Below are 13,478 nucleotides of genomic sequence, written 5' to 3'. Positions count from 1 at the left end.
CGAGCCGGAAGCTGCCGTCCGCGGCGCCGAGGTGCCGGGCGAGGTGGCGGTACTCGGCCCCGATGGGGCGTGGACCGGTATCGGGCGGCGGGACGACGCGCTCGGTGGCGAGGTGGTGGCTCTGTTCACGACCGATGAGGCTGAGGCGCCGCGGCGCGCCGCTGAGCCAGGACCAGAGGGCGCTCTTCAGCAGCCCCTGGGTGTCGAGCGCGAGGTCGAAGCGCTGCGCCCGCAGCGCGCGGCGAAACGCGCAAAAGCGGCGCCACAGCTCGGCGTAGCGGCGCGCGCGCCACAGCTGCTGCCACTCGGCGCGCGGCCATACGATCACTTCGTCGAGGCGCGGGTTGTGCGCCAGCAGCGGGGCCGCCGCCGGCTCGACCAGCCAGGCGATGCGGGCCTCGGGGTGCAGCGCGCGCAGTGCCGGGATCAGCCCCGAGGCCATCACCACATCACCGATCGCCGACAGCCGCACGATCAGGATGCGCTTCATGAGCCGGCGGCCTCTCCTGCCGCCGGCAGTCCGTCGTCGGCGAATTGCAGGCGGTGCAGGCGACTGTAGATGCCGCCGCGCGCCAGCAGCTCCGCGTGGCTTCCGACCTCGTGGATGCGGCCCTGGTCCAGCACCACGATGCGGTCGGCGTTGACGATGGTCGACAGCCGGTGCGCGATGATCACCGTGGTGCGGCCGCGTTTGAGGTTCTCGATCGCGGCCTGGACCGCGCGCTCGCTCTCGGTGTCGAGCGCCGAGGTGGCCTCGTCGAGCAGCAGCACCGGGGCGTCCTTCAGCAGGGCGCGCGCGATCGCGAGGCGCTGGCGCTGGCCGCCGGAGAGGCGCGCACCGTTCTCGCCCACCGGCGTCTGCAGGCCCTGCGGCAGCGCGCGGATGAATTCCATCGCGTGGGCGGCCTCGGCCGCCGCCACGATCTCGTCCTCGCTCAGGTGGCGCTGCGCGCCGTAGGCGATGTTCGCCGCCACGGTGTCGTCGAACAGCACCGTGTGCTGCGTCACCAGCGCGAGGTTGGCGCGCAGGTCGGCCAGCCGGAGCTCGCGCAGGTCGATGCCGTCGAGGCGGATGCTGCCGGCGTCCGGCACATAGAAGCGCGGGATCAGCGCCATCAGCGTGGTCTTGCCGCTGCCGGAGGCGCCGACCAGCGCCACCGTCTCGCCCGGGCGGATCTCGAGGTCGATGCCGGCGAGGGCTCGCGCTCGGCCTGCGGGTAGCGCAGGCGCACGCCCTCGAACTGCAGGCGGCCCTGCGCGCGCGCCAGCGTGCGCGTGCCGGCATCGGGTTCACCTGGCGTGTCAAGGATCTCGAAGATGCTCGCGGCGCCGGCCAGGCCGCGCTGCAACACCTCGTTGACATTGGACAGGCGCTTGAGCGGCGCCAGCAGCAGCGCCATCGCGCCGAAGAAGGAGACGAAGCCGCCGACCGTGATCTGGTTGTTCTGCGACTGCAGCGCCGCGTAGTAGATGATCGCGGCCAGCGCGAGCACGGCGATGCCCTGCACGATCGGGCCGTTGGCGGCCGCCGTGCTGACCACCTTCATCGTGTAGTGGCGCAGCTCGTGGGCCACGCGGGCGTAGCGTTCGGACTCGTAGGCGGCGCCGCCGAACACCTTGATCTCGCGGTGCGCGCCGATCGCCTCGTCCATCACGCGCGTCATCTCGCCCTGGGTGCGCTGCTGTCCGCGGCTCAGGCCGCGCAGGCGCCGGCTGACGGCGCGGATCACCCAGGCGATCAGCGGCAGCACCGTGAAGAACACCAGCGACAGACGCCAGTTCAGGTAGAGCATGTAGCCCAGCAGCCCGAGCACCGTGAGGCTGTCGCGCACGATGGTGATCAGTGCGGTGGTGATCAGCGGCGTGACCTGGGCCGCGTCGTAGGCCAGCTTCGAGAGGGTGGCGGCTCCGGCGTGGGCATCGAAATAGCTGGTGGGCAGGCTGAGCAGCTTGTCGAAGGCGCGGGTGCGCAGGTCGACCAGCATCTTGTTGGCCACGCTGTGGAGGGCCACCGTCTGGCTGAAGTCGGCCAGGCCCCGCACCAGGAACAGCAGCACGATCAGGAAGGGCATCGCGTGGATGGCCCAGGGGTCCTTGTTCACGAAGCTGCCGTCGAGCAGTTCCTTCAGCAGCGCGGGCAGCGCCGTCTCGGTGGCCGCGTAGGCGACCATGGCCAGGACACCGAGCGCGAAGATCCGCCAGTACGGGCGGACGAAGCCGAACAGGCGACGGTAGATGTTGGAATCGGAAGGAGTCACGGCGCAAGGTCGAGGGCGGACCGATTGTCCACGTTTCGAGCCGGTCCCCCGCCCGTGCCCGGCCCGGCGATGCAGCCCGGCGCGCTGCCGGTGTCCGCTCAGGCCGGCGCCTGGAAGCCGCCGCTGCGGTAGGTCAGGACCAGCGTGTCGCGATGGGCCGGCACCGCCGGGTCGGCGGGGTCCAGCGGCAGCAGCGGCGTGCTTTCGTGGATCACCTGCTGGTCGTCGAGCAGCAACACGGTCCAGGGCTGCTCGAGCGTGAAGCGCACGCCCTGCGGGCCCGCCGCGTCGAACACCCGGGTCTCGCCGCCGCGCACGCCCTGCCGGCCGATGAACACCACCGCGACGAAGTCGACGCCATCGCGGTGGGCGCCTTCCGGCGTCGGGCGGCCGACGCCCCCTTCGGTGTCGATGCGGAAAGGATGGGCCTCGATGTACCAGCGGCCTCCCTGCGGCGCGCGCAGCTTGGCGAACAGCTCGCCGAGCGCGACGAGCAGGGCGCTCCACGAGGCAGGTGGATCATTTCGTTCGACAGCGGCTCGAACCAGCGCTCCATGCCGCCGTGCAGCGCGTTGTAGGTGGTCGGTTGCCAGTGGGCGCGGTGCGGCACGGTCTCAAGCTGGCCGGGCTGCAGGGTCTGGATGAAGCAGCCGTGGCGGCGGTGCCGGTAGTGGCCGCCGTCCTTCAGGTGCAGGTCCGGAGCCAGTTCGTCCCAGTACGGCAGCATCGCGTCGAAGGCGTCGAGCGGCATGCCGGTCAGGGTCTCCAGCGCGGTCGGCGTCAGCACGCAGAAGCCTTGGGCACGCAGACGCTGCAGCGCGGTGGCGCGGCCGAGGGGCAGTTCGATGTCGACGTGCATGGCAGGAGGGCGGCGTAGAGACGTGGGTCCGGCAGGCTGGCGCCGCAATCTAGCATGCGGTGCGCACGCCTTCCTTCCCCAGGATCGTGTCGCGCGGCGCGGTGCCGGCGCGCGTCAGGCAGACTCCCGGGCATGAGCCGCAGAGACCACGCCAGCGAGACGCCGGCCACCGCGCTGCTGAAGCGCGCGAAGCTGGCCTACACCGAGCACCTGTACGACTACGTGGAGCGTGGCGGCACGGCCGAGTCGGCGCGCCAGCTCGGCGTCGAGGAGCACCACGTCGTCAAGACGCTGGTGATGCAGGACGAGCAGGCCCGGCCGCTGATCGTGCTGATGCACGGCGATCGCCAGGTCAGCCTGAAGGCGCTGGCGCGCGAGATCGGCTGCAAGCGGGTCGAGCCGTGTGCGCCAGAGGTCGCGCAGCGCCACAGCGGCTACCTGGTGGGCGGCACCTCGCCCTTCGGCACGCGCAAGCCCATGCCGGTCTACGTGGAGGCCGGCGTGCTGGAGCTGCCGAAGATCTACCTCAACGGGGGCCGGCGCGGCTACCTGGTCGGGCTGGAGCCGCGGCGCGCGGCTGAACTTCTGGGGGCCGTGCCCGTGCGTTGCGCGGGCTGACGCCGTTGCCGGCGGCGGCAGAATACGCGCCATGGCGTCCTTCCTCCCCGTGCTTGCCGCGCTCGCGGCCTACCTGCTGGGCTCGCTGTCGTTCGCAGTCATCGTGAGCCGCGCCGCCGGTCTGTCCGATCCGCGCAGCTACGGTTCCGGCAACCCCGGCGCGACCAACGTGCTGCGCTCGGGCCACAAGGGCGCCGCGATCGCCACGCTGCTGCTCGATGCGCTGAAGGGTGCGTTGCCGGTGCTGCTGGTCGAGCACTACGGTGCGCCCTACGGCCTGGAGGAGGGCAGCGCGGCTCTCGTCGGCCTGTCCGCGTTCGTCGGCCACCTGTGGCCGGTGTTCTTCGGCTTCAAGGGCGGCAAGGGCGTCGCGACCGCGGCGGGCGCGCTGCTGGCGCTCAACCTCTGGCTCGGCCTGGCGACGCTGCTCACCTTCGTGATCATCGTCGCCTTCTTCCGCTACGTGTCGCTGGCGTCCATCGTCGCGGCGGCCTTCGCGCCCTTCTACCAGCTGCTGATCTGGGGCGCCGGGCCCGCAGCCCTGGCGATTGCGGTGATGAGCTGCTGCTCGTCTGGCGCCACGGCGCGAACATCAGGAAATTGCTCGCCGGCACCGAGAGCCGGCTGGGACAGAAGACTTCACCTTCCAGAGGACACTCATGAGCATTCAACGTTTCGATGTCGGCACCCGCCTGTCGGAGATGGCCGTTCACCGCACCGGCGAGGGCGGCACCGTCTACCTCGCCGGCCAGGTGGCCGCCGACGCCAGCCAGGACATCCGTGGCCAGACCGCCCAGGTGCTGGCGGCCATCGACGCCTTGCTGGCCCGTGCCGGCACCGACAAGCGGCGGCTGCTGCGCGTGGAGATCTTCCTCCCCGATCTGGCCGATTTCCCCGCTTTGAACGAAGTCTGGGAGGCTTGGTTGCCGGCGGGTGAAGCGCCTCCGCGTGCCACCGTCCAGGCCACGCTGGCCAAGCCGGCGTGGAAGGTCGAGATGGTGGTCACGGCGGCGCTGTGAAGCGCGAGCGTCTCAAGGGCATCACCTGGCTGACCCTGGCCGTGCTGGCCCTGGTTGCCGGCATGATGGCGCGGCCGGCCTGGCGGGCCTGGAAGGACTACCAAGATGTGGCCGCCACGGCCGAGGTGGTGGCGAAGGCGAAGGCCGGAGACATCTTCATGTACTCCGCCACGTATTGCGGCTACTGCGATGTCGCCAAGCGGTGGTTGGCGCAGCAGAAGGTGCCTTATGAATCGTGCGAGATCGACCGCGATCCGGTGTGTGAGCAACGGTTCCGGGCGTTGCCGGCGCACGCGACACCAACGATGGTGGTGCGCGGTCAGGTCCAGACGGGCTTTCGGCCTGCACTCCTGGCCCAGGCCTTGCGCTGAGCCGTTCGCGACGCCCCCGGGTCAGAGGCCGAGGGCCGCCGGGTCGCCGCGCCCCGCTCGAACCAGCACGGTCTCGTCACCACTCAGGTCGATGACCGTGGTCGGCTGCATCGGGCAGGCGCCGGCATCGACGACCACCTGCAACTGCTTCTCGAAGCGTTGACGGATCTCGTGCGGGTCGTTGAGCGGCTCGGTCTCGTTCGGCGCGATCAGCGTGGTGGCGAGCAGCGGCTGACCCAGCAGTTCCAGCAGGGCCTGCGTGACCGCGTGTGCCGGTACGCGCAGCCCGATCGTGCGGCGCGAAGGATGCGAGACGCGCCGCGGCACCTCCTTCGTCGCCTCGAGGATGAAGGTGTAGGGCCCGGGGGTGCCGAGCTTGAGCAGCCGGTACTGGCGGTTGTCGACGCGTGCGTAGTTCGCCAGTTCGCTGAGGTCGCGGCACAGCAGCGTCAGGTGGTGCTTGTCGTCGACGCCGCGGATGCGGCGCAGCGACTCGGCGGCGGCCTTGTCGTCCAGGTGGCACACCAGCGCGTAGCTGGAGTCGGTGGGGATCGCCGCGATGCCGCCGCCGTGCAGGATCTGCACCGCCTGCTTCAGCAGGCGCGGCTGCGGGTTGTCGGGATGGACCTCGAAGTACTGCGACATGGTGGGCTCAGCCGGCGTGTCCGGCTGCCGCGCGGTCGGTGCTCACGGCCGCTGCACCCGATCGGCGATCGCTTCCCACACGGGCGTCAGTCGACCCGGCAGCCACGGCAGTGCGCCGAGGTCGGTGCGGCTTTCCTCCGGGGCATGGAAATCGCTGCCACGCGAGGCCAGCAGGTCGAACTCCACTGCCATGTCGGCGTACTTCTCGTACTCCGCGGTGGTGTGGCTGCCCGTCACCACCTCCACGCCGCGCCCGCCGTGGGCCACGAACTCGCTGAACAGCGCGTACTCCTCCGTGGGGGTGAACTTGTAGCGGCCCGGGTGGGCGATGACCGCGGCGCCGCCGGCCTGCGTGATCCAGCGCACCGCGTCGCCCAGCGCCGCCCAGCGGTGCGGCACATAGCCCGGCTTGCCCTCGGTGAGGTACTTGCGGAACACGCTGTTGGTGTCGGGGCACACACCGGCATCGACCAGGTGGCGAGCGAAGTGCGTGCGCGAGATCAGTTCGGGGTTTCCCACGTACTGCAGCGCGCCTTCGTAGCGCCGGTGATGCCGGCCTGCGCGAGCGATGCCGCCATCTCGCGCGCACGTGCCTCGCGGCCGCCGCGGGTGGCCGCCAGCCCGGCGGCCAGCGCGGCATCGTCGGCCTCGAAGCCGAGCCCGACGATGTGCACCGTCACACCGGCGAAGCTGACCGAGATCTCGGTGCCGGTCAGGTAGGGCAGCCCCAGCGCGAGGGCGGCGTCGCGGGCGCGCCGCTGGCCGCCCACCTCGTCGTGATCGGTCAGGGCCCACAGTTCGACGCCGTTCGTCTGCGCGCGCGCGGCCAGTGCTTCCGGCTCGAGCGTGCCGTCCGACACGTTCGAGTGGCAGTGCAGATCGGCGTTGAGGAGGGCGAGGCTCACACGGTGATTGTAGGAAGCCGGTCCCGGCGACAGGGGCGGCGGGCTACTCGCGGCGGGCGCGCGCCGGGCTCAGGCGGGCCGCAGCGAGGCGGGCTTGCAGCGCACCCGCACGCGAAAGCCCGGGGCGTCGTCGCGCGGCCCCCAGTCGACCGCCAGTCCGTGCAGTTCGGCGATCCGCCGCACGATCGACAGGCCCAGTCCGCTGCCCGGAGTCTCCTCGCCCGGGGGCCGGAAGAACCGGTCGCCCAGTCTCGAAAGGTGTTCTGGCGGCACGCCAGGTCCCTCGTCGAGCACCTCGATGCCATCGGCAGACAGCCGCAGCGTCACGTGGCCGTTCGGCGGGGTGTGGCGCAGCGCGTTCTCGATCAGGTTGCGGAGCATCGACGCGAGCAGGCTCGCGTCGCCGTTCAAAGGCAGGGGAGCGGCTGCGCCCGCGGGCCACTCGCAGGCCAGTTCGACCCGCTCCCGATCGGCGAGCGGAAGCACCTCGTTGATGACCTGCTCCACGACATCGGACCAGACGATCGGCGTGCCGGCGGCGTGACTCTGGACGTGATCGAGCCGCGCCATCGCGAGCATCTGGGTCACGAGCCGGCTCAAGCGCGCCAGGCCGCGGCCGATCTTGTCCTGGCTGGCGTCGGCCTCGGCCGGCGCGCCGACCGACAGCCGGGCCGCGTCCCATTGCGCCTGCAGCGCGGCCAGCGGGGTGCGCAGCTCGTGGGCGGCATCGGCGGTGAAGCGGCGTTCGCGGTCGAGCATGTCGGCGATGCGCTCCAGCATGGTGTTCATCGCCCGCACCAGCGGCTGCAGATCGCTCGGCATGTCGTTCACCGGCAGCGGCTGCAGGTCGTCTGCGGCGCGCCGGTCGATCTCGCTGGTGAGCGTGCGCACCGGCTTCAGGGCCTGCCGCACCGCCGCAGCCATCACCAGCAGCAGGACGGGCAGGGTGAGCGCCCAGGGCAGCAGCTGACCCGCGATCAGGTCCCAGACGAGCTCATCGCGCTCGCTCATGATCTGGCCGACGGCGACCAGCCACGCACCCGTCGACGCCTGCAGGTAGTAGACGCGCCACAGCTCCCCGCCCAGCGTCATGTCGTGGAAGCCCGACGCATCCGGCTGGCGCGGCAGCAGAACGCCTTCGCGGTCCACCAGCAACAGCCGCCCGTCGCGGTTCCAGACCGCGGTGGCCATGTCCTCGAGTTCGGCATCGCCCAGTGCGGCCTGTGCGGCCGTTCCGGCGGGCGGCAGGTCGATCACGTCGATGTCCGCCAGTGGCAGCGTCGACTGCATCTGGCGCGCCAGGCGGATCAGCTGCGTGTCGAACAGCTCGTTGATCTCATGGCGGGCGCGGTCGAGGCTGAACAACAGCCCGCCGGTCCACACCAGCGGTGCGCTGAGCAACAGCAGCAGCATCATGCGGCGCTGCAGCGTCATGCCAGGTCCTCTGCCGGGCCGAGGGCGTAGCCCATGCCCCGTACCGTGCGCACCAGCTTCGGATCGATCTTGCGGCGCAGGTGGTGGATGTGGACTTCGAGCGCGTTGCTCTCGATCTCCTGTTCGAAGGAATACAGCTTCTCGGTGATCAGCGACTTGGGCAGTACGCGCTGCGGGTTCGCCAGCAGCAGTTCGAGCAGCGCGCATTCGCGCGCCGTCAGCACGACCGGCTTGCCGCGCCAGAGCACAGCCTTGGCCGCCGGCTGGTAGCTCAGCGCGCCGTGCTGCCACAGGGGCTGTGGTCGGCCCTGGCTGCGCCGCAGCACCGCCCGCAGCCGCGCGGCCAGTTCGGTGGTCTCGATCGGCTTGATGAGGTAGTCGTCGGCGCCGGTGTCGAGCCCGGCGATGCGGTGGTCGATGCCGTCGCGGGCGGTTAGCACCAGCACCGGCGTCGACTGCAGGGGACCCGGGCCGCGCCAGCGCGCCAGCCAGGCGAGGCCGTCGCGGCCCGGCAGGCCGAGATCGAGCACGATGGCGTCGTAGGGGGTGTGGGACAGCGCGGCATCGGCCTGGGCGCCGTCGGTGAACCAGTCGACGGCGAAGCCCAGGGAGCGCAGGCCGGCGGCCAGGCCATCGCCGAGCAGGCGGTCGTCTTCGACAATCAGGATGCGCATGCCGCGTTCATACCACGGCGGCGGCCGCGCGACCTCAGGGCTCGATGCGCCAGATCCGGCCGTCGCTGCCGTCGTCGCTCAGCACGTACAGCAGGCCGTCGGGGCCCTGGCGCACGTCGCGCACGCGCAGGTCGAGTTCGTGGCGGTGCTCGCGCACGACCCGCGTGCCGTCGAGCTCGAGCCGCGCCAGCCCGCGCGCCTTCAGTGCGCCGACCATCAGCTGCCCGCGCCAGGCCGGATAGCGGTCACCGGCGACGAAGGTCATGCCGCTGGGCGCGATCGACGGCACCCAGGTGGTCAGCGCCGGCACCACATCGGGGCGCGCGACGCCGTCGCCGATCTTCCAGCCGGTGCCGTACTCGCGTCCTTGCGTGATGACAGGCCAGCCATGATTGGCGCCGCGCGTGGCGATGTTGAGTTCGTCGCCGCCCTGCGGACCGTGCTCGTGCACCCACAGCGCGCCGCTCGTCGGGTGCAACGTGGCGCCCTGCAGGTTGCGGTGGCCGTAGCTCCAGATCTCGGGCAGGGCGCCGGGCCGCTTCGCGAAGGGGTTGTCGGGCGGAACACCGCCATCGTCGGTGATGCGCACCACCTTGCCGTGGTGGGTGTCGAGGGTCTGGGCGTCGTCGCGCCGGCTGTAGCGGTCGCCCAGCGTGATGAACAGCGTGCCGTCGGGCGCGAACACCAGCCGGGAACCGAAATGCGCGTTCGAATCGACCTTCGGCGCCTGCCGGAACACCACCTGCACATCCTTCACCGCCAGCGCCGCGAGATCGAGCCGACCGCGCGCTACCGCCGTGCTGTTGCCGCTGCGGCCCGCCGGCGCGGGCTCGGCATAGCTCCAGTAGACCCATTGGTTGCTTTCGAAACCGGGGTGCAGCGCCACGTCGAGCAGGCCGCCCTGGCCACGCGCCACCACCGGCGGCAGGCCCTGGATCGGCGCCGACAGCCTGCCGTCGCGCTCGACCACGCGCAGCCGGCCGGGGCGCTCGGTGACGAGCAGGCGTCCCTGCGCCGCGAAGCCGGGCAGGAAGGCGATGGACCAGGGGTTCTGCAGACCGCCGGCCAGCGGCGTCAGGCGCAGGGCCTGCGCCGAGACGGTCGAACCGAGGAGGACGAGGACGAGCGCGAGGAGCAGCTTGGGCATGGCGGCGGGTCGGTCAGCGGGCGGCGGGGCCGGATCCGCCACCCTACCCCAGCCCGGCCACCGACCGCCGCACGGGGCTGTTGCGCGATGCACTGCCGCCCGCGGGTCAAGGCCGGTCGACGCGGATCAGCTTGCCGCTGTCGGTCAGCAGGTAGAGCCAGCCGTCAGGGCCTTGTCGCACCAGGCGCACCCGCTCGCCCGCCAGGCCGCTGATCGACAGCAGTTCGCGTGACGCTACCGCGTTGCCGTTCAAGACCACGCGCCACACCCCTTGGTCCGTTCCCAGAGCACCGAGCAGCGCGTTGCCTTGCCATTCCGGAAAACCGCTGCCCGTGTAGAACATCAGGCTCGACGGTGCGATCGACGTGGGTCCCCAGTAGGTGGCGGGTTCGCTGTAGCCCGGTGCGTGCGTGCCGCCGCCGATGCGGCAGGCGCCGTTGTTGCTGCCGGAATACGACGCGCCGTACACGCAGCCGTAGCTGACCAGCGGCCAACCGTAGTTGCCGCCGGACGTGACGCGGTTCAATTCGTCGCCGCCTTGCGGTCCGTGCTCTGTGACCCACAGATCGCCGGTGGTCGGGTGAATGGCTGCGCCCTGGGGGTTGCGGTGGCCGTAGCTCCAGAGCAGGCCGGCCGCGGCGCCGCTGCCGATGCCGGGGTTGCCGGTGGCTGGCGATCCGTCGCGCTGGATGCGCACCACCTTGCCGCGGGTCGTGCTGAGATCCTGCGCGAACAGGGCCCCGCGCGTGGCGGTCAGGTTGGCCGAGTCATAGGTCTGGCGCTCGCCGAGCGTGATGAACAGTGTCTTGTCGACACGGAAGGCGAGTCGCGCGCCGAAGTGGTTGTTGGCGGTGACCTTCGGGCTCTGACGGAAGATGACGGTCAGGTTCTGCAAGGCGTTGCCCACCAGCTGTGCCCGTGCCACGGCGGTGCCCGCGGGGTTCGAGCCGCTTCCGGCGCCGGCTTCCGAGTAGCTGAAGTAGATCCAGGGCGTGGTGGCGAAGTCGGGATCGAGCACGACGTCCAGCAGCCCGCCCTGACCGCCTGTGGCGACCGACGGCACGCCGGTCACTGAGACCTTGCTGCCGCCGCCAGCGCTGACGATCACCATGCCGCCGCTTTTCTGGGTGATCAGCATGCGGCCGTCTGGCAGAAAGGCCAGGCCCCAGGGCGACGACAGGCTGTTGTTGATCGTGGTGGCGCGCGGCGGCGTCGACGGTGGCGGCGGGGGGGGATCCCGCGGGGGGCGCGGGTGTCGTGGTCGGCGGCGCTGGTGCGTCGTCCCCGCCGCCGCCGCCACCGCAGGCGGAGACGAGACTCAGGGCCGCTGCGGCCCAAAGCATGTGCAGCGGAGCCGGTGACCGGCTCACAGGGTGGGTGGACACGCTGGGGCGGGAGAGGTCGCGTCGTTGTGGTGACGGGTGTTCATAGCGGTCTCCTCGCGGGCGGAACGCCCGGGACGGCATCGAAGTCGGAATTGATGATGACACTTCACGTGGGCGATGTATTGCAGGATGTTGCCGCGACACCGTGTCGGACAAGCGCCAGCTGACATCGTGCTTTCAGATCGGGATTGCGCTTGCGGCGCGATCCGTCCCCGGCCTCAAAGCGCCGCCTCGACCACCATCTGCACGCGCTGCCGCCCGTTGAATTCGTCCAGCCGCAGCTGGTAGGCCAGCGTCACCCGGTCGGCCAGCGGCTCGGCGTGGCCGAACCAGATGGCGTCGCGCAGCAGGCCGCCGTGACGCACCGAGAGTTTCAGGTGTTTCTCGCCGACCAGCCGCTGCGAGACCACCTCGACGCGGTCGCTGAACACCGGCGGCTCGAAGGCCTGGCCCCACACTTGGGCTTCGAGCGCCCGCACGGTGTCGGCATTGAAGTACTCGGCGCCCAGCGGACCGTCGGTGCGCAGCGTGCGCTGCAGCGCCGCGGCGTCCAGCCATTCGCCGGCCACCTGGACCAGTGCGCGCTCGAAGCGGGCGAAGTCGGCCTCGGCCAGCGTGGCGCCGGCCGCCATGGCGTGGCCGCCGAAGCGGCGCAGCAGTCCGGGGTGGCGCTTGCTGACGAGGTCGAGCGCATCGCGCAGGTGGAAGCCAGGGATCGAACGGCCGGAGCCCTTCAGCAGGCCGTCCTGGCCGCGCGCGAACACGAAAGTCGGGCGATGGCTGCGGTCTTTCAGACGCGAGGCGACGATGCCGACCACGCCTCGTGGAAGCCGGGGTCGTAGATCGCCAGCGCGGGCGGTGGGTCGCCGGCCCCGGCGCCGTGGTCGTCGCGTGCGACCAGCGCTTCGAGCATCGCTTCGGCCTGCTCGCGCATGCCGCTCTCGACCTCGCGGCGCTCGCGGTTGATCGCGTCGAGCTGCCGCGCGAGTTCCGCCGCGCGGCCGGCGTCGTCGGTCAGCAGGCATTCGATGCCCAGCGTCATGTTCTCCATGCGCCCGGCCGCGTTGAGACGCGGCCCGAGCGCGAAGCCGAAGTCGAAGCCGCTGGCGCGCGCCGGGTCGCGGGCCGCTGCATCGAACAGTGCGCGCACGCCCGGCTGCATGCGCCCGCTGCGGATGCGCCGCAGCCCCTGCGCCACCAGGCGGCGGTTGTTCTCATCGAGCTTCACCACGTCGGCCACGGTGCCCAGCGCCACCAGGTCCAGCAGCGCGTCGAGCCGGGGCTGCGCGGCGGCGTCGAACACGCCGCGGGAGCGAAGTTCGCTGCGCAGCGCCAGCAGCACGTAGAACATCACGCCGACGCCGGCCAGCGCCTTGCTCGCGAACGGGCAGCCGGGCTGGTTGGGGTTGACGATCACGTTGGCCGCCGGCAGCACGACGCGGTCGTCCTGGAGCGCCGGCAGGTGGTGGTCGGTCACCAGCACCTGCAGGCCGCGGGCCTTGGCGTGCGCCACGCCGTCGAGGCTGGCGATGCCGTTGTCCACCGTCACCAGCACGTCGGGCGCCTGGCCTCCGAACACGCCGAAGGCCAGGTCGACGATCGCCGGCGTGAGCCCGTAGCCATGTACCTGGCGGTCGGGCACCACGTAGCCCAGCGTCTCCGGCGTGGCGCCGAGCAGGCGCAGCCCGCGCAGTGCCACCGCACAGGCGGTCGCGCCGTCGCAGTCGTAGTCGGCCACCACGACGATGCGCCGGCGCTGCTGCGTCGCATCGGCCAGCAGGCGGGCCGCATCGGCCGCTCCCAGCAGCGCGGTGGGCGGCAGCAGCAGGGCGAGCGAATCGTCGAGTTGCTCGGCCGCGGTGATGCCGCGCGCTGCGAACAGCCGAGCGAGCAGCGGTGACACGCCGGCCTGTTCAAGCGACCAGGCGGTGCGGGGCGGGACGTCGCGGACGGCGATCTGCATGGGCGGGCGCGTCGCGGTCCGTTCAGAGAGCAGCCATCAGTCGGGTCGCCTGGGGCCTTTGGACGCGACTGCGCAGCGCGGCCAGGACGCCGCGTGGCCGCAGCACGAAGTCCTGCGCATGCCGTTCGCCGCACAGGCTGAGCCGCAAGGCCTCGCCGCGGCGGGCGTGCGCCAGCGCCTCGCGCAGCGGGCCGCCGTCC

General features: G+C 71.4%; 11 protein-coding genes and 4 pseudogenes. 4 read left to right on the top strand and 11 right to left on the bottom strand.

All coding sequences use genetic code 11. The annotated features are described in order from the left end of the window. From Y694_RS15155 to Y694_RS15145, 4 genes and pseudogenes are all read right to left on the bottom strand, one after another. On the bottom strand, nucleotides 1-490 hold a 490-nt coding region (locus Y694_RS15155; protein ID WP_197028797.1), incomplete at its 3' end, for a glycosyltransferase family 9 protein. Beyond that, nucleotides 487-1,158 carry an ABC transporter ATP-binding protein gene (locus Y694_RS26025; protein ID WP_231497711.1) on the bottom strand — a complete coding sequence of 224 codons (672 nt, stop codon included), beginning with the start codon at nucleotides 1,156-1,158 and terminating at the stop codon, nucleotides 487-489. The genes Y694_RS15155 and Y694_RS26025, both read right to left, overlap by 4 nt. After that, complete coding sequence (locus Y694_RS26020; RefSeq protein ID WP_231497710.1) at nucleotides 1,116-2,258, bottom strand: ABC transporter transmembrane domain-containing protein; 1,143 nt, start codon at nucleotides 2,256-2,258, stop codon at nucleotides 1,116-1,118. Before Y694_RS26020 ends, Y694_RS26025 begins: the two co-directional genes overlap by 43 nt. 98 nt (nucleotides 2,259-2,356) lie before the next feature. Continuing rightward, nucleotides 2,357-3,117, bottom strand: a pseudogene (locus Y694_RS15145) (2OG-Fe dioxygenase family protein). A 132-nt stretch (nucleotides 3,118-3,249) separates the two neighbouring features. On the opposite strand from Y694_RS15145, the gene Y694_RS15140 reads away from it, so the two are divergent. From Y694_RS15140 to Y694_RS15130, 4 genes and pseudogenes are all read left to right on the top strand, one after another. Then, on the top strand, nucleotides 3,250-3,735 hold the full coding sequence (locus Y694_RS15140) for an aminoacyl-tRNA deacylase (RefSeq protein ID WP_036233955.1): 486 nt from the start codon (nucleotides 3,250-3,252) through the stop codon (nucleotides 3,733-3,735). Between the two features lie 31 nt (nucleotides 3,736-3,766). Further along, nucleotides 3,767-4,398: pseudogene (gene plsY / locus Y694_RS23565) on the top strand (glycerol-3-phosphate 1-O-acyltransferase PlsY). Continuing rightward, entirely contained in the window at nucleotides 4,395-4,754 is a 360-nt protein-coding gene (locus Y694_RS15135; RefSeq protein ID WP_036233952.1) for a RidA family protein, read from the top strand. Before plsY ends, Y694_RS15135 begins: the two are co-directional and overlap by 4 nt. After that, nucleotides 4,751-5,125, top strand: coding sequence for a glutaredoxin family protein (locus tag Y694_RS15130; RefSeq protein ID WP_036233950.1), 375 nt, complete (start codon nucleotides 4,751-4,753; stop codon nucleotides 5,123-5,125). Before Y694_RS15135 ends, Y694_RS15130 begins: the two co-directional genes overlap by 4 nt. A gap of 21 nt (nucleotides 5,126-5,146) precedes the next feature. On the opposite strand, the gene Y694_RS15125 is transcribed toward Y694_RS15130, so the two are convergent. The 7 genes and pseudogenes from Y694_RS15125 to recJ form a co-directional block, all read right to left on the bottom strand. Continuing rightward, complete coding sequence (locus Y694_RS15125; protein ID WP_036233948.1) at nucleotides 5,147-5,770, bottom strand: L-threonylcarbamoyladenylate synthase; 624 nt, start codon at nucleotides 5,768-5,770, stop codon at nucleotides 5,147-5,149. A gap of 42 nt (nucleotides 5,771-5,812) precedes the next feature. Further along, nucleotides 5,813-6,675 (bottom strand): annotated as a pseudogene (locus Y694_RS15120) (3',5'-nucleoside bisphosphate phosphatase). 69 nt (nucleotides 6,676-6,744) lie between these two features. Next, nucleotides 6,745-8,109 (bottom strand): ATP-binding protein, encoded by a 1,365-nt coding sequence (locus Y694_RS15115; protein WP_036233946.1) that lies wholly within the window; start codon nucleotides 8,107-8,109, stop codon nucleotides 6,745-6,747. Beyond that, nucleotides 8,106-8,783, bottom strand: a complete 678-nt coding sequence (locus Y694_RS15110; protein WP_011830337.1) for a response regulator — start codon at nucleotides 8,781-8,783, stop codon at nucleotides 8,106-8,108. The genes Y694_RS15115 and Y694_RS15110 overlap by 4 nt, the downstream gene beginning before the upstream one ends. Before the next feature lie 34 nt (nucleotides 8,784-8,817). After that, nucleotides 8,818-9,930, bottom strand: coding sequence for a PQQ-dependent sugar dehydrogenase (locus Y694_RS15105; protein WP_152543501.1), 1,113 nt, complete (start codon nucleotides 9,928-9,930; stop codon nucleotides 8,818-8,820). A gap of 106 nt (nucleotides 9,931-10,036) precedes the next feature. Next, nucleotides 10,037-11,068 (bottom strand): PQQ-dependent sugar dehydrogenase, encoded by a 1,032-nt coding sequence (locus Y694_RS15100; protein WP_051495810.1) that lies wholly within the window; start codon nucleotides 11,066-11,068, stop codon nucleotides 10,037-10,039. Between the two features lie 465 nt (nucleotides 11,069-11,533). Beyond that, nucleotides 11,534-13,278, bottom strand: a pseudogene (gene recJ, locus Y694_RS15095) (single-stranded-DNA-specific exonuclease RecJ). Nucleotides 13,279-13,478: the final 200 nt, after the last annotated feature.

It is taken from the genome of Methylibium sp. T29-B (assembly GCF_000576225.1).
Classification (GTDB): Bacteria; Pseudomonadota; Gammaproteobacteria; order Burkholderiales; family Burkholderiaceae_C; genus Methylibium; species Methylibium petroleiphilum.
This window is presented reverse-complemented; position numbering and strand designations above follow the sequence as displayed.

What these genes read in the sequence shown, in the direction of transcription:
- Y694_RS15125 (WP_036233948.1), bottom strand. Translation starts at nt 5,770, where the DNA reads ATGTCGCAGTACTTCGAGGTCCATCCCGACAACCCGCAGCCGCGCCTG.
- Y694_RS15115 (WP_036233946.1), bottom strand. Translation starts at nt 8,109, where the DNA reads ATGACGCTGCAGCGCCGCATGATGCTGCTGCTGTTGCTCAGCGCACCG.
- Y694_RS15105 (WP_152543501.1), bottom strand. Translation starts at nt 9,930, where the DNA reads ATGCCCAAGCTGCTCCTCGCGCTCGTCCTCGTCCTCCTCGGTTCGACC.
- Y694_RS15135 (WP_036233952.1), top strand. Translation starts at nt 4,395, where the DNA reads ATGAGCATTCAACGTTTCGATGTCGGCACCCGCCTGTCGGAGATGGCC.
- Y694_RS15140 (WP_036233955.1), top strand. Translation starts at nt 3,250, where the DNA reads ATGAGCCGCAGAGACCACGCCAGCGAGACGCCGGCCACCGCGCTGCTG.
- Y694_RS15110 (WP_011830337.1), bottom strand. Translation starts at nt 8,783, where the DNA reads ATGCGCATCCTGATTGTCGAAGACGACCGCCTGCTCGGCGATGGCCTG.
- Y694_RS15100 (WP_051495810.1), bottom strand. Translation starts at nt 11,068, where the DNA reads ATGCTGATCACCCAGAAAAGCGGCGGCATGGTGATCGTCAGCGCTGGC.